Annotated in this window: 14 protein-coding genes; 3 read left to right on the forward strand and 11 right to left on the reverse strand. The window is 69.3% G+C overall.

Features of this window, described 5'->3' with window-relative positions:
* Positions 1-3: 3 nt before the first annotated feature.
* From ABZZ22_RS08195 to ABZZ22_RS08205, 3 genes are all read right to left on the reverse strand, one after another.
* Positions 4-168, reverse strand: coding sequence for a hypothetical protein (locus ABZZ22_RS08195; protein ID WP_179659503.1), 165 nt, complete (start codon positions 166-168; stop codon positions 4-6).
* Positions 169-247: 79 nt separating this feature from the next.
* Positions 248-730 (reverse strand): carboxymuconolactone decarboxylase family protein, encoded by a 483-nt coding sequence (locus ABZZ22_RS08200; RefSeq protein ID WP_354929068.1) that lies wholly within the window; start codon positions 728-730, stop codon positions 248-250.
* Positions 727-1,827: a dihydrodipicolinate reductase gene (locus tag ABZZ22_RS08205; RefSeq protein WP_354929071.1), complete on the reverse strand. Its 1,101-nt coding sequence runs from the start codon at positions 1,825-1,827 to the stop codon at positions 727-729. The genes ABZZ22_RS08200 and ABZZ22_RS08205 overlap by 4 nt, the downstream gene beginning before the upstream one ends.
* Positions 1,828-1,930: 103 nt before the next feature.
* Here ABZZ22_RS08205 and ABZZ22_RS08210 point away from each other — a divergent pair, with 103 nt between their 5' ends.
* Positions 1,931-3,574 carry a GMC oxidoreductase gene (locus tag ABZZ22_RS08210; RefSeq protein WP_354929074.1) on the forward strand — a complete coding sequence of 548 codons (1,644 nt, stop codon included), beginning with the start codon at positions 1,931-1,933 and terminating at the stop codon, positions 3,572-3,574.
* Between the two features lie 272 nt (positions 3,575-3,846).
* Here ABZZ22_RS08210 and ABZZ22_RS08215 read toward each other — a convergent pair whose 3' ends face one another.
* The 4 genes from ABZZ22_RS08215 to ABZZ22_RS08230 form a co-directional block, all read right to left on the reverse strand.
* On the reverse strand, positions 3,847-4,011 hold the full coding sequence (locus ABZZ22_RS08215; protein WP_354929077.1) for a hypothetical protein: 165 nt from the start codon (positions 4,009-4,011) through the stop codon (positions 3,847-3,849).
* A gap of 140 nt (positions 4,012-4,151) precedes the next feature.
* Positions 4,152-4,469: a WhiB family transcriptional regulator gene (locus ABZZ22_RS08220; RefSeq protein WP_292646656.1), complete on the reverse strand. Its 318-nt coding sequence runs from the start codon at positions 4,467-4,469 to the stop codon at positions 4,152-4,154.
* A gap of 106 nt (positions 4,470-4,575) precedes the next feature.
* Positions 4,576-4,791 (reverse strand): hypothetical protein, encoded by a 216-nt coding sequence (locus ABZZ22_RS08225; RefSeq protein WP_354929080.1) that lies wholly within the window; start codon positions 4,789-4,791, stop codon positions 4,576-4,578.
* A 137-nt stretch (positions 4,792-4,928) separates the two neighbouring features.
* Positions 4,929-6,998 (reverse strand): ATP-dependent DNA helicase UvrD2, encoded by a 2,070-nt coding sequence (locus tag ABZZ22_RS08230; protein WP_354929083.1) that lies wholly within the window; start codon positions 6,996-6,998, stop codon positions 4,929-4,931.
* A 99-nt stretch (positions 6,999-7,097) separates the two neighbouring features.
* On the opposite strand from ABZZ22_RS08230, the gene ABZZ22_RS08235 reads away from it, so the two are divergent.
* Positions 7,098-7,343: a mycoredoxin gene (locus ABZZ22_RS08235; protein WP_354929086.1), complete on the forward strand. Its 246-nt coding sequence runs from the start codon at positions 7,098-7,100 to the stop codon at positions 7,341-7,343.
* Positions 7,344-7,358: 15 nt separating this feature from the next.
* Here ABZZ22_RS08235 and nudC read toward each other — a convergent pair whose 3' ends face one another.
* Positions 7,359-8,270: an NAD(+) diphosphatase gene (gene nudC / locus ABZZ22_RS08240; RefSeq protein WP_354929089.1), complete on the reverse strand. Its 912-nt coding sequence runs from the start codon at positions 8,268-8,270 to the stop codon at positions 7,359-7,361.
* A gap of 37 nt (positions 8,271-8,307) precedes the next feature.
* On the opposite strand from nudC, the gene ABZZ22_RS08245 reads away from it, so the two are divergent.
* Positions 8,308-10,137 carry a hypothetical protein gene (locus tag ABZZ22_RS08245; RefSeq protein WP_354929092.1) on the forward strand — a complete coding sequence of 610 codons (1,830 nt, stop codon included), beginning with the start codon at positions 8,308-8,310 and terminating at the stop codon, positions 10,135-10,137.
* A gap of 403 nt (positions 10,138-10,540) precedes the next feature.
* Here ABZZ22_RS08245 and ABZZ22_RS08250 read toward each other — a convergent pair whose 3' ends face one another.
* Genes ABZZ22_RS08250 through ABZZ22_RS08260 form a run of 3 tightly spaced genes read right to left on the reverse strand, consistent with a single transcriptional unit; the run spans position 10,541 to position 17,568 of the window.
* Complete coding sequence (locus ABZZ22_RS08250; RefSeq protein ID WP_354929095.1) at positions 10,541-13,858, reverse strand: ATP-dependent DNA helicase; 3,318 nt, start codon at positions 13,856-13,858, stop codon at positions 10,541-10,543.
* Positions 13,804-17,220: an ATP-dependent DNA helicase gene (locus ABZZ22_RS08255; RefSeq protein WP_354929098.1), complete on the reverse strand. Its 3,417-nt coding sequence runs from the start codon at positions 17,218-17,220 to the stop codon at positions 13,804-13,806. Before ABZZ22_RS08255 ends, ABZZ22_RS08250 begins: the two co-directional genes overlap by 55 nt.
* Before the next feature lie 57 nt (positions 17,221-17,277).
* Entirely contained in the window at positions 17,278-17,568 is a 291-nt protein-coding gene (locus ABZZ22_RS08260) for a DUF1905 domain-containing protein (protein ID WP_354929101.1), read from the reverse strand.

The following is a 17,568-nucleotide window of genomic DNA, read 5'->3' on the forward strand; positions in this document are numbered from 1 at the left end:
GGCCTAGGCCCACCAGTCGGAGTCGAGCTTGGCTTCCATGGAGCGCACGTGACGACGCGAGCAGGCCTCGCAGAACGACTTCGCGCGCCCACGCTCGACCGCGGTGGTCCATGCCAGGAGGCGGTTGGGGTCGGCCTCGTAGCATCCGCAGAAATCGCAGGTCTTCATGGCTCAACGATAGGTCGAGATCCTGCGGTTCGGCGGACACAACACCGAAATTCTGCGTCTCCTGGATGTCAGAGCCGGGTTACCTGTGGGACGGCAGGACGCAGGCGGTGTCGAGGCCCAGGACGTGGTTGAGCCGGCCGAACGCCAACCACGACCCCAGGCACATGCTCAGCTCGACGATCTCGGCGTCGGTGTAGTGGGCCGACATCCGGTCCCAGAAGGCCTGGTCGATCCCATGGTGGTCGTTCGCGTAGCGCTCCGCGAACTCGGCCGCGAGCCGGGTGCGGTCGTCGAAGGCGCCCGTCGTACGCCACTCCTCGACCGCCTCGGCGAACGACTCCTCGACCGTCTCACCGTCTCGGTCGGTGCGCCAGTCGAGGCAGAAGACACACCCGTTGATCTGCGCGATCCGCAGCCGGGCGGCCTCGAACTCGCGAAGCCCGAGCGTGGTGTGCTCGTAGACCGCGAGCGAGAGGCCGGCGGCGGCCGGGCCGATCCCGGGGACCATCTCGCCCCAGACGTACTCGATCGGGTCCCGTCCGTCGGGGACGTCGATGATCATGCGGTCACACCATCCTGGGCGGCCTTGGCCGCGCCGAGCCTGCCGGTCGCCGGACGCAGCGGCACGTCCAGCGCGTCGTAGAGGCCGGGGCCTGCGTCGACGAGCCACTCGATCGCCCCGACGAGCCGACCGACCGCGGTGGCGTTGCCGCCCGCCGCCCTGTTGCCGGTCTTGTCGGTCGCCTCGACCGTCACCTCGATCCGAGGGTCGCCCTCGATGATCACGCGGTGGGCGCCGTCGCCGTCGGGCGGCGTGGGCCAGTGCGGAGCGCAGGAAGGGTGGATGCGGGTGACGTGCTCGACGACGATGAGCGGCTCGCCGTCGACGATGCCCTGGACCTCGAAGCGCACCGCGCCCTGGGTGCCCTTCTCGAAGTCGCCCATCGACGCGGTGGTCACGGTCTCGTCGAGCGGGAGCCGCTGGACGGTCTCCCGGACCTCGTCGAGCTCGACCTCGAGCGCCCTGGCCAGCAGCCGGATCTGGCCGCCCCACACCATGGTCGGCACCGTTTCGGCGAGCATCGGGGCGTCGTAGTCCATCGGCTGGCCCATGCCTACGAGGTAGCGGACCGAGTCGGGCTGGTCGTAGGTGGAGTAGTCGAAGATCTCCTGGCACCGGACGACGTCCACGGTGCTGCCCAGGCCGCTGACGAGCAGCGGCAGCACGTCGTTCGCCCACCCAGGGTCGACGCCGGAGACGAAGAGGGACCCCCCGCCCTCGGCGATCGCGGCCAGCACCGGCTCGCGCATCTCCGGCGGCGCGTTGCGCTGGTCGTAGAGCGCGTAGAGGGCCGGGGTGACGACCACCGCTCCGGTCCCGAGCGCTCGCACGATGTCGGCGAGGGCCTCGTCAGGACGGATGTCGCCGGACGCGGCGTACACCACCGCCTGCGGACGGGACGCGAGCACCGAGTCGATGTCGTCGGTCGCGGCGACACCGAGATCGCGGCCGAGATCCCCGAGGTCGCCCGCGTCTCGGCCGACCTTCCCGGGGTCATGGACGAGGACGCTCGTCAGCTCGAGACCTGGATGTGCGTCGATCGCCCGGATGGCGAGTCGACCGATATTTCCTGTGCCCCAAACGCAGGCGGTGACCATGCGAGCTCCTTGTCGGTCTGCGTGAATTGTTGCGAAACCTATGACACCCCCACCGGCATACTAGAACATGTTCTAGGAATCAGTGATGAAAAGGGAGGACATCATGAGCAACGCACCACGAGAGGACGGGCCGCGAGGTCTGTCACGCCGAGGATTCATGCTCGGCGCAGGATCGCTGGCCGGTGTCGGGATGCTGGGAGGAGCATTCGGAACCGGCGCGGCGTGGGCGGCCTCGGCGTCGTCGATCGGCAACGGCGCACGTGTCCCGGTGCTGGTCATCGGCACCGGGTACGGCGGCTCCGTCGCGGCCCTACGACTGGCCCAGGCGGGCATCGACGTCCACATGGTCGAGATGGGCCAGGACTGGTCCACGGTCCCACCGGGGCCGGACGGCAAGATCCACCCGAAGGTCTCCAGCCCGGACTACCGCTCCTTCTGGATGCGCACCCGAACCAAACAGCCGCTCAGCAACTTCCTGGGGTTCCCCATCGACAAGGCGGTTCCGAAGTACGCCGGCATCCTGGACGCCGAGGACTTCGCCGGGATCTCCGTCTACCAGGGACGTGGCGTCGGCGGCGGCTCGCTCGTCAACGGCGGCATGGCGGTCACCCCGAAGCGCCAGAACTTCGCCGACATCCTGCCCTCGGTGAGCGCCGAGGAGATGTACGCCACCTACTACCCTCGCGCCAATGCCGCGCTCGGCGTCAGCACGATCGATCCCGCCTGGTTCGAGCGGACGTCGTACTACCAGTACTCGCGGGTGGGGCGTAAGCACGCCGAGCGCTCGGGCTTCGACTGGACGTTCGTCCCGGCCGTCTACGACTGGGACTACATGGAGGCCGAGGACAACGGGAGCGTCCCGAAGTCGGCCCTCGGCCAGGAGATCCTCTACGGGAACAACCACGGCAAGAAGACCCTGCCGAAGACCTATCTCGCGCAGGCCACTGCCACCGGGCGGGTCTCGATCTCCGCGCTGCACCGGGCCACCTCGGTCAGGCCGGCCGCGGCCGGTGGCTACGACGTCGTCCTCGAGCAGATCAACACGGCCGGCGATGTCGTGGCCACCAAGACCGTCAACGCCGGCAAGATCTTCTTCGCGGCCGGCAGCGTCGGCACCAGCAAGCTGCTGGTGAAGATGAGGTCGACCGGCGCGCTGCCCGCGCTGAACGGCGAGATCGGCCAGGGGTGGGGCGACAACGGCAACATCATGGTCGGACGCGCCAACCACATGTGGGACGCCACCGGCGACGTACAGTCCACGATCCCGTGCTCGGGCATCGACAACTGGGACGCCGGCGGCGCCTTCGCGGAGGTCGCTCCCCTGCCTGCAGGGCTCGAGACGTTCGCGTCCTTCTATCTCGCGATCACCAAGAGCCCCCGCCGGGCGGCGTTCAGCTACAACTCGGCCAGCGGCAACGTCGACCTGTCGTGGCAGACATCCTGGAAGCAGGACTCCATCACGATGGCGAAGACGATCTTCGACAAGATCAACCGCAAGGAAGGGACGATCTACCGCACCGACCTCTTCGGCGTCAACAAGATCTGGGGCGACCACCTGACCTATCACCCGCTGGGCGGCGCCATCTTGAACAAGGCGACCGACAACTACGGCCGGCTGCACGGCTACGACGGTCTGTACGTCATCGACGGTGCGCTCATCCCCGGCAACACGAGCGTCAACCCGTTCGTGACGATCACCGCCCTCGCCGAGCGCAACATCGAGAGGATCATCGCCGCCGACCTCTGAGCGAGCCGGGGCGAAATGTCTGGACCGGCCAGTCCGAGGGTTTCTCGGACTGGCCGGTCATCATCCACACCCGCGATCAGAGGGGTGAGGTCTTCTGCCCTGAGAGGGGCTTAGAGGTCGTGCGGGCGGGGCGGCCGTCGCGAGCGTCGTCCCAGTGCGTGCCCAGCAAGGCGGAGGAGGGAGGCGGCCCGGTGTTGGCCGTCGACCGACGACAACGCCGCTGGGTGCGTGCTGGGGCGGCGCGCAGCAGGCTGCCTCGCCCGCGCGACCTCTTAGAGCGCGCGGGCAATAGCCAGCTTCGCCTGGACGGCGGCTCGCTCGGCCTTGCGGCCCAGGCGAGCGGCCTTGACGAGGGCATGTCCTCGCCGCAGTTCACGCGCCTCTCCCAGGCGCGCGGACATTTGCGCGCGCGCCAGGTCTTCGTAAAGCAAGTTCATCTGAGTGCTCCGTACTCGGTTGGTGTTCATGTCTGTTGGTCTCCTGGCGGTCAGCGGACTGCGAGGCCCGTGGTCGGCACGATCATGTTCATGGGTGTTGCCTTTCGTCGTTGAAACGGCTTGAGTTGCTCGTCGTCTGCTCAGGCGGCGTCCTTGCGGGGCCGGCCACGGGGCCGCTTGCGGGGGATCACCTTCCCCTGCAGAAGCAGCTGGCCACCCCAGACGCCCCAAGGCTCACGCCGGTCAAGAGCGCCGGCGAGGCAGAGCGGCTGCACGGGGCAGGTCGCGCAGAGCGTCTTGGCGAACTCGACGTCGGCAGGCGACTCGGCGAACCACAGCTCGGGGTTGTTGGCCCGGCAGGGCAGCAGGTTCTCGTCGTAGCTGTTGGCGCGGTCGTGGAGAACGCCGAGAGTGGCCTCGACAGGCTCGACCACCGATGGCTCGAGAATGCTGGTCATATGTACACCTCCTTTTGTGACTGATCGCGGGTTTTTGAGAAACAGAAAGGCCGCGGATCCCGGGTTTCGGGTTCCGCGGCCTGGAGGCTGCTGTGGCTACGTGGTTCTACGTAGCCGGACAGCTCCAGGCTCGAATCCCGTGGGACTTGACCTTGATGGCATCCGCCTGCGGGGACACGAGTCCCTCGACGCGCATGCCGTAACCGGCGCCCGTAAAGGCACCAGCAGCCGGGGTGGCCCAGGTCGGGCTCGACAGCTCGGGGTGGCCGCACGCGGACATGGCGATGCCATTGATCGGCGTCTTGATCGTGTTGATCTTCATCGGGGCCACCTCCTTCGGGGCTGTCGGGCGCGCTCAACAGCGCGCGGCTTTACTTGATGAAAGAACAGTAACTGGCCGGACAGGTCGGCCGCAAACGATTAAACCGGTTGATTTCGAGTAATTTTCGCGGAGCCTTTTCAGCTGTTCGCGGTGATCACATCAAGGACTTCCGTTCCGTACGTCTCCACCTTGCTGCGGCCGATGCCGGCGATGCGCTGCAGATCCTGGAGCGTGCCCGGTTTCTGCTCGGCGATCTGCTCGAGGGTGGCGTCGGTGAAGATCACGAACGCCGGCTTGCGGGCCGCCTCGGCGGTCTCCTTGCGCCACTGCTTCAGCCGGCCGTAGAGCTCCTCGTCGTAGGGCGCGTCGCAGCCCTCGTGACGCCCCATCCGCTTCTCGGCCGCCGAGCCGAGCGGTCCGCCGCAGGACTTGCACATCCGCGCCTTGCCGGAGCCGGGGCGTCGCGCCGGCGCTGTCGCCCGCGCCGGCCGCAGCGGGTCGAGGAACCGCGACGGCCTACGTCGCGCAGCCTGGCCCGGCTGGCGGGCCAGCGCCCAGGAGAGGGTCAGGTCGACCCGGGCCCGGGTGAGCCCGACGTAGAGAAGCCGGCGCTCCTCCTCGATCTCGGCCGGGGTCGGCTCCTCACCGCGGAGGATGAACGGCATCGTGCCGTCCTGGAGACCGACCAGGAAGACCGAGTCCCACTCCAGCCCCTTGGCGGCGTGGAAGGTCGCCAGGGTCACTCCCGACGGCACCGGCGCGTGCTGCTCGGCCGCCCTGCGGTCGAGCTCGGCGACGAGACCGGCCAGGTCGCCGCCGGACGCGGCGAAGGTGCGCGCCTGGTCGATCAGTGCCTGCCAGGACTCCCAGCGGTCCCGGGTCTGTCCGCGGCCCTCGGGCGGCTCGGAGGTCCAGCCCATCCCGGCCAGGATGCCGTGGACCGACTCCAGCAGCTCGTCACCGAAGACGGCTCCCTGGCCACCTCGCGCCGCACCGCGGATGCGGGTCACCGCCTCGCGGACCTCGGGCCGGTCGAAGAACCTCGCGGCACCTCGGAGGACGTAGGGGATCCGGCGCGCGGTGAGGGCGTCCTCGTAGGCCTCCGACTGGGCGTTGATCCGGAACAGGATCGCCATCTCGTGGTAGGGCTTGCCGGACTGGTGCAGGCGCAGGAGCTCGGCGGCGACACCCTCCGCCTCGGCCACCTCGTCGGGCTGCTCGACGTGCTCCACGGCAGGCCCGGCGTCGCGCTGTGCCTGCAGCTGGACACCGGCGCTCGGCGTACCTTCCAGGATCTTGTTGGCGGCCATCACCACCTGCGGCGAGGAGCGGTAGTTGCGGACCAGCTCGACCGAGGTGGTGCCGGAGTGCTTCTTCGGGAAGTCACGCAGGTAGGCAGCGTCGGCGCCGGCGAAGGTGTAGATCGTCTGAGCGGGGTCGCCGACCACGCAGATCTCGTTGCGCCCGCCCAGCCAGAGGTCGAGCAGCGCCGACTGCAGCGGAGAGACGTCCTGGAACTCGTCCACGGTGAACCACTTGTACTGCCGCCTGACCTGCGCGGCGACCCGCTCGTCGTGCTCGAGGAGACCGGCGGTCAGGAGGAGCACGTCCTCCATGTCCATGCGCGCCTGGGTGCGTTTCACGTCCTCGTACGCCGCGTAGATGTGCCCCACCATCGACGGGTCCAGCCCGCCGACCTCTCGGCCCCTCGTCTCGGCGGACTTCGGGTAGTCGTCGGGGTGGACGTTGGACACCTTCGACCACTCGATCTCCGAGGCCAGATCACGCGCCTGGGCCTGGTCGACGTTGATCCGCTGGCGCTGGGCGGCGGCTCGGATCAGCGGGATCTTCGACTCGGTCAGGTTGGGCAGCTCGGTGCCGTAGACCTTGGGCCAGAAGAACCTCAGCTGGCGCAGGGCGGCGGAGTGGAATGTGCGCGCCTGCACCGCACCGGCACCCATCGTGCGCAGTCGCTGCCGCATCTCCCCCGCGGCTCGGGTGGTGAAGGTGACCGCGAGGACCTCCTGAGGCGCGTAGACCCCGGTGGCGACGCCGTAGGCGATCCGGTGAGTGATCGCCCTGGTCTTTCCGGTCCCCGCGCCCGCCAGCACTCGGACCGGACCCCGCAGCGACTCGGCCACCCGGCGCTGCTCGGGGTCGAGCGCGGCGAGGAGGGACTCGGGGGTCGTGGGAGCGACGGGGTTCAATTGGGAATGGCTCCTGGGCATGGGAACGTTAGGGCTTTGTCGCCAACACTATGGGTCGGCACCGACAGTCCGATGAGGACCCGTTTGATGAGGAGAGCCATGAGCGGCTTCACGATGTACACCACCCCCTGGTGCGGCTACTGCCAGCGGCTCAAGGGACAGCTCGGCCGCGAGGACATCACCTTCGACGAGGTCGACATCGAGCAGGTCCCCGAGGCTGCCCAGATCGTCGAGAAGGTCAACGGCGGCAACCAGACCGTCCCCACCCTCGTCTACTCCGACGGCACCGCGATGACCAACCCGTCGATCGCTCAGGTCAAGGCGAAGCTCGCAGAGCTGGCCTGATCCTTCGGGCCTCGATCACCACGATCCGGGCAGCTCGCCGCCGTACCACGCCTCGATCAGCGACCGGCTGATCGAGATGCCGCTGGGCAGCTTGATCTCGCCGCACTCGGCGACGGCGGCGAGCTCAGCGCGAGTGAACCAGCGCGCCTCCCGGATCTCGTCCTGGTCGACCATGATGTCCGTCGACACTGCCCGGGCGAAGAAGCCGAGCATCAGGCTGGCCGGCAGCGGCCAGGGTTGGTTGCCGAAGTAGTCGACCTGCCCGACGCGTACGCCGACCTCCTCGGCGACCTCGCGACGCACCGCATCCTCGAGCGACTCCCCCGGCTCCACGAAGCCGGCGAGCGTGGAGTAGTTGGGCGCCGGCCAGCGGGTGTGGTTGCCGAGCAGGCAACGCTCCTCGTCCGCCCCGGGCTCGCCGGTCGTCACCAGCATGATCACCGCCGGGTCGGTGCGCGGAAAGACCGAGTGGCCCTCCGCGCAGGCCAGCTCGTGCCCGGCCGCGCGCGGCTCGAGGCTCCCACCACAGCGCGAGCAGAACCGGGTCGCGCGGTGCCACTCGGCCAGGCCGATCGCGTGCATCAGAAAGCTCGCCTCGGTCGTGTCGGCGAGCATCGCCGGGAAGAGTCCCCGGAGGTCCCGCCAAGTCTCGCCGGCCTCCTCACGGCCGGTGAGCACCGCGAACCGGGCACCGTCGAGGGTGTCACCGAGGAGCAGCCGGATCCCATCGGGGGAAGCCGCCGGCGTACGCCACCGCACTCGTGCCCCCTCCCCCGGCTCGACCCTGTTGCCGGCGACCACGAGGACTCTCGTGGTCGGCTCGGACCAGGCCTTCTCGACCCAGCCGTCATCGGCGCGCAGATGGCCGGAGCGGTCGTGAGGATCCTGGGTGATGCGCAGATGGATGGGCAGCTTCGGGGAGTCCACCCGGCAGAGCCTATGAGGTGGGTATATGTTCCGCGGCGTGGATCGGTTCTGGCGCATCGCCGCTGTCGTCTCCGTCGTGGTCGCACTGGCGGTCAACATCTACGTCGCCTGGGGCTCCAACCTCTCGTTCATGTACGACGAGATCGGCACCGTCATCCATGGACGGACCGTCCTCGGACTCGACTCTCCGCAGCTGAACACCCCCGGCTACTACCCCGGCTGGGGCGTCCTGCTGGCACCGCTGTGGCTGGTCACCTCGAACGTGTTCACCTTCTACAAGATGGCGATCGTCGTCGGCCTGGCGATCAGCATGCTGACCATCTGGCCGCTCACCCGGGTCGCGGTGCGGCTCAGCGGTGTCACGCCGGCGCAGGGTGTGGTCGCCGCCGCCACCGTGATGGCCTTGCCGCCGCGAGCGATCCAGGCCGACTACATCCTCTCCGAGCGGCTGATCACCCTGCTCGTCGTCGTGGCGACCCTGGTCGCGTTCCGGTTCCACGCGAAGCCCACCTACCGCGGCGTACTCCTGCTCAGTCTGCTCGCCGGTCTCTCGCTCTTCTCCCACGCCCGGATGCAGGTCTTCGTCGCCGCGATCGGGCTGTGGCTGGTCTGCCTTCTCGTCCACAGCCTCCTGGTCCGCAAGCGGCAGGTCGCCCTGATCGCCCTCGTCGGGCTGGTCGCCACGGGTGTGCTCGCCGTGGTCGCCAACAAGGCCGCGCTCTGGTTCCACGCCCAGCTCGTGCCGTGGAACTTCATCCAGGCACAGGGTTTCTTCGAGAAGGTCATGGAGGCCAGCCCCCGGTTCTGGGTCAACACCTTCGCCGGCGAGGCCTGGACGCAGATGGTCGGCAGCCTCGGCATCGTGATCATCGGCCTGGTGGTGGTGACCGCGATGTTCTGGAAGGAGCTCCGTTCACGGCAGGTCGGCCCGGCCGGGTTCGTGCTGATCGCAGCTGGGTCGATGTACGTCCTCAGCTGTCTGAACTGGGGCACCGAGTACGCGCTGTTCACCATGGAGTGGCGGCGCTTCGACTACTGGATCTACGGCCGCTACATCGACCCGGTCTTCGCGGTCCTCGTGCTGGCCGGGGTGTGCGCGGCGATCCAGGCCGTCCGCTCCCGGGCGGTGCTCGTCTGGACCTGGGTGATCGCCGCCGGGACCTCGCTGGTGACCATCCTCGTCGTCGCCCCCGACGCACCGACCTGGGCCTACACCACACCGGCCCACATCCCGGGTGCGATCCCGTTCTGGTGGGCGCTTCCGGACGGTCAGTTCCCACAGCCCGGCCCGATCCCGTCGTTCACCAACGACAACCGCTTCTGGCTGATCGCGACGCTGTGCGCTCTGGTGCCGCTGGCGATCTGGACGCTGCTCGCCGCCGTCTCGCGACTGAGTCCACGGCCAAGCTCATGGACGGGCGACCGGGTGCGCTCGGTGGTCATGACCGTGCTCGTCCTGGTGCTCGGTACCACCGCCTCCGCCGTCGCCGACGTGGCCTCCGACGAGTTCCACGACCGCTTCGATCACGCCAGCCCGGTCATCGACGACCTCCGCTCGATCCTCGCCGAGCACCCCGACGCGGTCGTCGCCTACGACAACAACTGCCCCCGCAGACCTCCTGCGATGAACTCCGAGCGCAACTGGCTGATGTGGTGGATGCTTCCCACCATCGTCGAGCGGAAGTGGGAGTGGGGTGACGACATCGTCTTCTCCTGCCCGTCCGGCGAGCCGTCGTTTGTCACCGGGGCGGTGATGCTGCGTGAGCGACCCTTCCCTCTGGCCACGGTCTGGATCATGCCGGGAGACCTGCTCGACTCGCTGCGTGAGTCCGGGCAGCTGCCGGAGGTTGCTCGGACGGTTGAGTAGTTCGGCCTGACGTTCGGCTTGGCCCCGGCCTGACATTGGTTGGGGGCTGCTTTTTCGGGGTTGGGCTGGGCCGCCGTGGCCACGGGAGAATCCCCCACGACAGGTAGCCGATATGTCGCGGCGCCAGAAAATCCACTGACGACAAGGCGCCCTTCTGCGCGAACGAAAATTCGTTCGCCCCGGCGACAGGGGCGCGCGCTGGTGAAAGAAAAATGTCTTTCACCAGCCCACCAACCCCTCCAACCAGAGCGCCGTTCCCACCAGGCCCAAGCCCCTGCCCAACCCAAACCGCTGCGCCAGACCCCTGCCGCCGACCCGATAGCCAGCCAAAATTCTCCCCAAACGGGTCGGCGGCAACCACCGACCCCAAAAACACAGTCACTGACGCGTGCCAAAACCCGCGTCAACCCCCACCCACGATCCGCTCCAACTCCTCCCGCCCAGGAAGAGCAGGAGGCTCGACGAGCCGCCCAGAACGCACGTAGTAGAACGCCGCCCGAACCTGCGACAACGGCAGCCCCATGAGCTCGGCCCAACCGAGTCGGTAGAGGGCCAGCTGAAGAGGGTCGGCGTTCTGGGTCTGGTTGGTCTTCCAGTCGATGATCAGGAAGGTCCCGTCGGGCTCCTGGTAGACCGCGTCGATCCGGCCACGCACGACCTGACCTGCCAGGACGATCGCGAAGGCGGCCTCGACCCGGAAAGGTGGCCGGTCGGCGAACGGGCCCTGTTCGAAGGCGGCGATCACCTCCTCGAGACCGGACTCGTCCTCGATGCCGTGGTCGGCACGACCAGGCAGGTCGTCGGGGTCGAAGAGGTCCTGCTGGCCGAAGCGGGCCTCGACCCAGGCGTGGAACCGGGTGCCGAAACGGGCCTGGGAGGACGGCTTGCGGGGCATCGGGCGGACCAGGTCGGCGGCGAAGCCGAGCGGGTCGTCGCGCAGCTTGGACATGGCGGTGGCCGACAACGACGACGGCAGCGGAACGGTCACCTCGGGAGCCCGCTCACGGGCCGCCTCGGCGAGCAGGCGCTCGATCTCCTCGTCCCACTGGTTCACGGTCTCGAGCAGGGTGAGATCGTCGAGATCGTCCGGTCCGGGGCCGACCTCACGGACCAGCCTGGCCGCCTCCAGTCGGCGCTCCACCTCGGCCGTGTGGTGATTGATCGGCCAGGGCAGGTCGACCTCCCGCGCGGCGTACGGGCTCTCCTCCTCGCCCTTGACGACCACCTCGGCCCAGCGGTCAGGCTTCGCGCCCCACTGCAACAGCGCCTCGCGGGTCTTCTCCACGTAGAGCGACGGCCCACGACCCTCCTTGAGCGAGGGCGACCAACGCCAGCACGAGACGAACTGGACGTGGCGGGCTCGGGTCCAGGCGACGTACGCCAGCCGGAGCTCCTCTACGCGCTCGTGCTCCTTGCGCTCGGCGAGGAGCTCGTCGATCGAGTCGGCGTCGTGGCCCTGGAGCTGCGGCAGATCGTCGCGATCCCCGCGGAGCGCGGCGGGCATGACCGAGGGGACGGTCAGCCACGACGATCGCGTCTGGCCGGTGGGGAACTTCTTGTGGGTCACCCCGACCAGGAAGACGACGTCCCACTCCAGGCCCTTGGCACGGTGGACGGTGAGCAGCTTGACCGAGTCGGCCTCCGACGGGGTGGCGACGTCGAGTCCCTGGCCGTATTCGTCCTCCGCCTCCAGGTAGGCCAGCAGCGCGGCCAGGGTGATCTGGCCGTCGAGGCCTTCGAAGTCGGCGACCGCCTGGACGAAGAGGTCGAGGTTGTCGCGCCGGGCGGAGGCCGCCGGAGAGACCGAGGCGGCCAGCTCGACGTCGATGCCGGTGACGTCGATGATCCGGCGGACCAGGTCGAGGAGCGGCTCGTTGACCGCTCGGCGCAGCCCGCGGAGCTCATCGGCGAGCAGCTTGAAGCGCTCCCTGGCCTGCGGCGAGTAGTCGTAGTCGGAGGGGTCGCCGGGATCCTCCAGCGCGTCGTTGAGCGAGGGGATCTCGGTGGGGTCGGTGCCCTCGACCGCCGCCTCCAGCTGCCGCTCGACGTCGGCGAACTCCTCCGCGCCGCCGACGACCCCAGCCAGATCACGCGATCTGCGGCCGAGGATGGCGAGGTCACGGGGCCCGATCGCCCAGCGCGGGCCGGCGAGCAGGGTGAGCAGCGCGGAGTTGGCGGTGACGTCGTGGAGCAGCTCCATGGTGGCGACGACCTCGGCGACCTCGGGCAGCCGGAGCAGCCCCTTGAGACCGACGATCTCGACCGGGATCTCGCGTGCGGTGAGCGCGTCGAAGACCGCCGCCGCCTGCGAGTTGTCCCTGGTCAGCACGCCGATCTCCTTCCACTCCCCGACCGCCTCATGGGCCTCGATCACCTTGTCGGCCAGCCAGAGCAGCTCTTCGTCGTACGTCTCGTGGACATGCACCCGCACCTCACCGTCGCGCGCCCCCTCGGCGGCGACCAGCCGCTCCTTCTCGCGCCCTTCGTAGAGCTGGGCGGCCAGATGGTTGGCGGTGTCGAGGATGCGCGCGTCCGAGCGGCGGTTGACGGTCAGCGAATATGCTCGGCCACGCCCGGAGGTCGAGCCTGTCGAGACCCCCTCCGGAGAACGCTTCGAAGGAAAGTCTTTGGAGAACTCGAGGATGTTACTCACCGACGCACCGCGCCAGCCGTAGATCGCCTGGTTGGGGTCGCCGACGGCGGTCACCGGATGCCCGTCACCGAAGAGACGAGCGAGCATCTTGGCCTGGGCCACCGAGGTGTCCTGGTATTCGTCGAGCAGAACCACCTTGAACTTCCCACGCTCGATCTCCCCGACCTCGGGGGTCTCCTCGGCCAGCCGGGCCGCGAGAGCGATCTGGTCGGAGAAGTCCATCAGCCCGAGCCGCTCCTTCAGACGGCGGTAGCCGTCGACCAGATCGAGCAGCTCGTAGCGCTTGTCGATCGCGTCGATCGCCTTCTCGACCTTGTTCAGCTTGGTCTTGACCCGCTTCCCGTCGGCGAGCTGTGCGTTGAGATCAGCCACCTCGAGGGCGAACAGCGCTCGCTCGTTGCGGTCGTAGGCACGCAGCGTGGCGGGGTCGACGAGGTGCTCGGACAGCTCGGAGTCGAGCGCGAGCAGCTGCTGGACGGCCAGCTTCGGGTAGTCGGTCAGCTTCTCCACCGGGTTGGTGTGGCGGGCCACGGCCCGAGCCGCGAGCTGGTAGCGGGTCGCATCGGCGATCAGCCGGGTGTCCGGCTCGTGGCCGATCCGCAGGCCGTGCTCGGAGAGCAGCCCGGAGGCGTAGGAGTGATACGTCGCCACCGTCGGCTCAGCGGGCTCCTCGTCCTCCTCTCCGGGCCGCGGTGGACCCTCGCGCCGCTCGGGCCACAGACCTGCCTTCTGCAGCGACTCCCGGATCCGGGTGGCCAGCTCGGCCGTTGCCTTCGTCGTGAAGGTCAGACCGAGCACCTCACCAGGGAGTACGCGACCGGTGGCGACCAGCCAGACGACTCGAGCCGCCATCACCGCGGTCTTGCCGGAGCCGGCGCCGGCGATCACCACGGCCGGCTCCAGCGGAGCCGTGATCGCGCGGAACTGCTCCTCGCTGTAGAGCCAGTCGTGGCCCATCAGCTTGGCGAGCTCTTCGGGGGTCTCGACCGTCATCGCGGGCGTCGTCTCCGGGTTCACGACAGCACCGATCCCGAGGTCTGGGCCGGGCAGAGCGCGACGAACTGGCACCGGTCGCACTGCTTGCCGGGCCTGGCCACGAACTCCTCGGCCCGGACCGTCGCCACCGCCTTCTCCAGCTGGGTGATGATCTCGGGCGGCTCGGGTGCCTGCACCTGCACCTTCGGCAGCTCGCTCCCCGAACCCGCCGGATGGCGCAGCTGGATCAGCTCCGCTCCTCCGGAGGTCGCACCCGGCGCCAGCGACGATGCCGCGCCGTGCTCGACCGCCAACTGGTAGAGGCCGAGCTGGCCGTGCTCCTTGACCTCCTGCGCGGTGGGCGGATACTTCCCGGTCTTCAGGTCGACCACCACGATCCTTCCGCTCTCGTCGAGCTCCAGCCGGTCGGCGTAGCCGTTGAGTCGCACGGTCTCCCCGCTGGGAAGAGAGATCTTCGCGGTCAGCTGCTCCTCGAACCCGATCACGGTGCGCGCACCGGGGCGCCGATGCCAGGTCAGGAACCGGGCGAGCACCTCGCGGACCGCTTCGCGCTCGCGGGCGGCCGACCAGGGCGTACGGAACTCGAGGCGGCCCCACACCTCATCCACGAACGGCATCAGGTCCTCGACCGTGGCAGCGTCGAGGACGCCGCGGGCGAGCTGCTCGGCGATCGCGTGCACCACCTTGCCGAACCCCTGCGAGGAGGAGTCGGTGACCGCACCGCCGGCCTCGCGAGCCAGGAACCACTGCGCAGGACAGGTCAGGATCGCCTCCAACGCCGACGCGCTCAGCGTGATCGGCCGGTCCTCGGCCCGGACCGGAGCAGACGCGTAGGTCGGGGCCCGCAGCCCCCACCAGGTCGACGGGTCGGCGGCGAGCGCGATCCGCTTGCCGCGCACCTCGGTGGCAGCCAGCTTCTGCAGCCTTCTCGCGGCCGCCTCCCGCAGCGCGGCCGGCTGAGCCGGATCTGCCGCGGTGCGGCGCAGCTCAGCGACCAGACCGGCCAACGACAGCGGTCTTGCCGGCCGGCCGATTCGGTGACGGATCTGGTCCTCGCGCAGGCCGAGCTCGTTGATGAACCGAGACGGCTGGTCGCCGTCGTCGTCGGGAGACTTCACCGCGGTCACCACGAGCCGGGAGCGGGCGCGGGTGGCGGCGACGTAGAAGAGTCGGCGCTCCTCGGCGAGCATCGCCGAGCGGGTCAGCGGGGGCAGCAGCCCACCGTGGTGGCCGTCCGGGAGCGCCGGAGCGATCCGGTCGGGCCCGAGGAGCGAGTCGCGACGCCGCAGGTCGGGCCAGGCGCCCTCCTGGACGTGGGCGACCACGACGAGCCCCCACTCCAGCCCCTTGGACCGGTGGGCGGTGAGCAGCCGAACCGCCGAGCCGCGCACACCCTTGTCGGCCAAGGTGTCGGCCGGGATCTCCTGGGCACGAAGCGTGGCCAGGAAGGTCTCGACCGAGGTGAACTCCTGGCGGCCCTCGATCTTGGCGGCGGTGTCGAAGAGCGCCACGACCGCGTCCAGGTCGCGATGGGCCAGCCGCGCCGCAGAGCCACCCGACTCGACCTGCGCCCGCAGCCGCTGGCCCCAGTCGGCGCCCTCCCACAGTGTCCAGAGCACCTGCTCCGCCCCAGCACCGCCCGCCAGCACGCGGCGCGCCTCGGCGAGAAGATCCGCAAGTCGGCGTACGCGCCCGAGCACTCGTTCCTCGCCGCGGCTGGTCGAACCGCCCCCGCTGGTCCAGCCATCCCCGCTGGTCGGGCCATCCCCGCTGACCGAGCCGGATTCGTGAGGTACGAACGAATCCGTGTCGAGACCCACACGGTCCTCGTCGGCGCTCGATGGGACTGTGTTGGTCTCGACACCGGCTCGCTGGCGCTCACCGGGTCTGAACGAAGTGGCCCCGACCGACGGGGAGGCGCCAGATTCGACCAACGAAACGGGATCGAGCACGGCGCGGCGTACGAGATCACTCGCAGAGACGTCGGGAAACCTCGCCCTGAGCGTGCGGGTCAGCGCGCGGACGTCGGTCGCATCGAGCCCGCCGAGCGGACCGGTGAGCAGCTCCTCGCATCGCTCGGGACGTACGTAACGTTCATCGAGCTCCGACTCGACGGCGGTGTCGACGACGATCCCGAGCGCGTCGAGGAGGACCGCGGCGGCCGGCTCGCGGACCAGTGGGGTCTCGTCGGAGGCGACCTCGACCGGGACACCGGCTGCGGTCAACGACCGGCGCAGCTGCGGGATCGAGGTGCGGCCCGAGCGCACCAGGACGGCCATGTCGGACCAGTCGATGCCGTCCTCGAGGTGAGCCCTGCGGAGCAGGTCGGCGATGTGCTCGGTCTCGGCCCGGTCGGTGTCGAAGGTGAGCACCTCGGCCCGCCCCGGGTCCTGGGCCAATGGGTGCGGGTTGCGGAAGGTGTCGTAGGCGGCGACCGGGATCGAGCCGCGCACCGAGATCCCAGCCGCGATCGACCGCGAGGTCCGCAGCAGCCGCGACCCGAAGCGACGGGTGGTCCCCAGGGCCACCACCGGCGCTTGTCGGCGTTCCCGGGTCAGGAACTGAGCCGGGAAGTCGAGGATCCCGTTGACGTCCGCGCCCCGGAAACCGTAGATGGACTGGTCCGGGTCGCCGACGACGATCAGGTCGCGGCCGTCGCCGGCCAGCGCCTGCAGCAGCGCGACCTGGCTCGGGTCGGTGTCTTGGTATTCGTCCACGAACACGCAGGTGAACTCGGCCCGGAGCTCGGCCGCATGCCGCTCGGCCTCGATCACCCCGCGCATGATCAGGTCGGGGTAGTCGATGGCCGCCTGGGCGCCGAGCACGTCGAGATACTGCTCCAGGAACCATCCGGCTGCGACGAACTCCTCGATCCCCTCGTCACGGCCGAGCGCCACCAGCTGGTCGGGATCGAGCCCGCGCTCGCGTGCCCGCGCGATCACCGTCTGCACCTCGCGCGCGAACCCGCGGGTGCCGACCGCCATCCGGAACCTCTCCGGCCAGCGCACCGACTCCGGGTGATCGGACAGCAGCTCCTGCAGGACCACGTCGGCCTCGGGCGCGGAGAGCAGCGTCAGCGGCGCCGTGTAGAGCTCGGCCGGCGCATAGCGCCGCACCAGCCCGTAGGCGAAGGAGTGGAACGTCGAGGAGACCGCCCCCGACAGGGTGCGCCCCAGCCGCGCCGTCACCCGGTCGCGGAGCTGCTCGGCGGCCTTGCGGGAGAAGGTCAACGCCAGCAGCTGGTCGGGCCGCACGCCGCGGTTCTCGATCCGGTCGACGACCGCCTCCACCAACGTGGTCGTCTTGCCTGTCCCGGGCCCGGCCAGCACGAGCAGTGGGCCGCCGGGGTGCTCCACGACCGAGCGCTGGTGCTCGTCGAGCACCGGCACGGCGGCTGCGCTCGGCGGCGGGGCAAGGCGGTAGGCGACACTCACGGGCCCTACCTAATCAGACGACACCGACACTTTTCAGGGGTCCCTGCAGCGGCCCGATCAGACGTCGTGACCCAGCCGCATCCGGACCCCGACGACGTCGTCGAGATCGATCCCTTCGGCCCGCCGGACGACGGCTTTCAGCGGAAGCAGGTAGGTGCCGTCCTTGGGGAAGAGCGCGGTGGTGAAGGTCGTCTCGCCGATCGTGGCGGTGACCGCGACCTGGCCCCAGTACTCCAGGCCCCGAGCGTCCTCCTTGAGGTCCTCGGCGTCCTCCACGGGCATGGGGACGTAGTAGAACGGCGCCGGACCGCGCCACTCGATGACGGCCCCTTCGAAGGTGTACTCCAT

Origin of the sequence: Nocardioides sp. NPDC006273 (assembly GCF_040613495.1) — a bacterium.
In the GTDB taxonomy this organism is placed as follows: domain Bacteria; phylum Actinomycetota; class Actinomycetes; order Propionibacteriales; family Nocardioidaceae; genus Nocardioides.

Excerpts from the sequence above, each read along its gene's own strand:
- ABZZ22_RS08200 (WP_354929068.1), bottom strand. The coding sequence starts at position 730 with ATGATCATCGACGTCCCCGACGGACGGGACCCGATCGAGTACGTCTGG.
- ABZZ22_RS08215 (WP_354929077.1), bottom strand. The coding sequence starts at position 4,011 with ATGAACTTGCTTTACGAAGACCTGGCGCGCGCGCAAATGTCCGCGCGC.
- ABZZ22_RS08210 (WP_354929074.1), top strand. The coding sequence starts at position 1,931 with ATGAGCAACGCACCACGAGAGGACGGGCCGCGAGGTCTGTCACGCCGA.
- ABZZ22_RS08195 (WP_179659503.1), bottom strand. The coding sequence starts at position 168 with ATGAAGACCTGCGATTTCTGCGGATGCTACGAGGCCGACCCCAACCGC.
- ABZZ22_RS08220 (WP_292646656.1), bottom strand. The coding sequence starts at position 4,469 with ATGACCAGCATTCTCGAGCCATCGGTGGTCGAGCCTGTCGAGGCCACT.
- ABZZ22_RS08260 (WP_354929101.1), bottom strand. The coding sequence starts at position 17,568 with ATGGAGTACACCTTCGAAGGGGCCGTCATCGAGTGGCGCGGTCCGGCG.
- ABZZ22_RS08235 (WP_354929086.1), top strand. The coding sequence starts at position 7,098 with ATGAGCGGCTTCACGATGTACACCACCCCCTGGTGCGGCTACTGCCAG.
- ABZZ22_RS08225 (WP_354929080.1), bottom strand. The coding sequence starts at position 4,791 with ATGAAGATCAACACGATCAAGACGCCGATCAATGGCATCGCCATGTCC.
- ABZZ22_RS08205 (WP_354929071.1), bottom strand. The coding sequence starts at position 1,827 with ATGGTCACCGCCTGCGTTTGGGGCACAGGAAATATCGGTCGACTCGCC.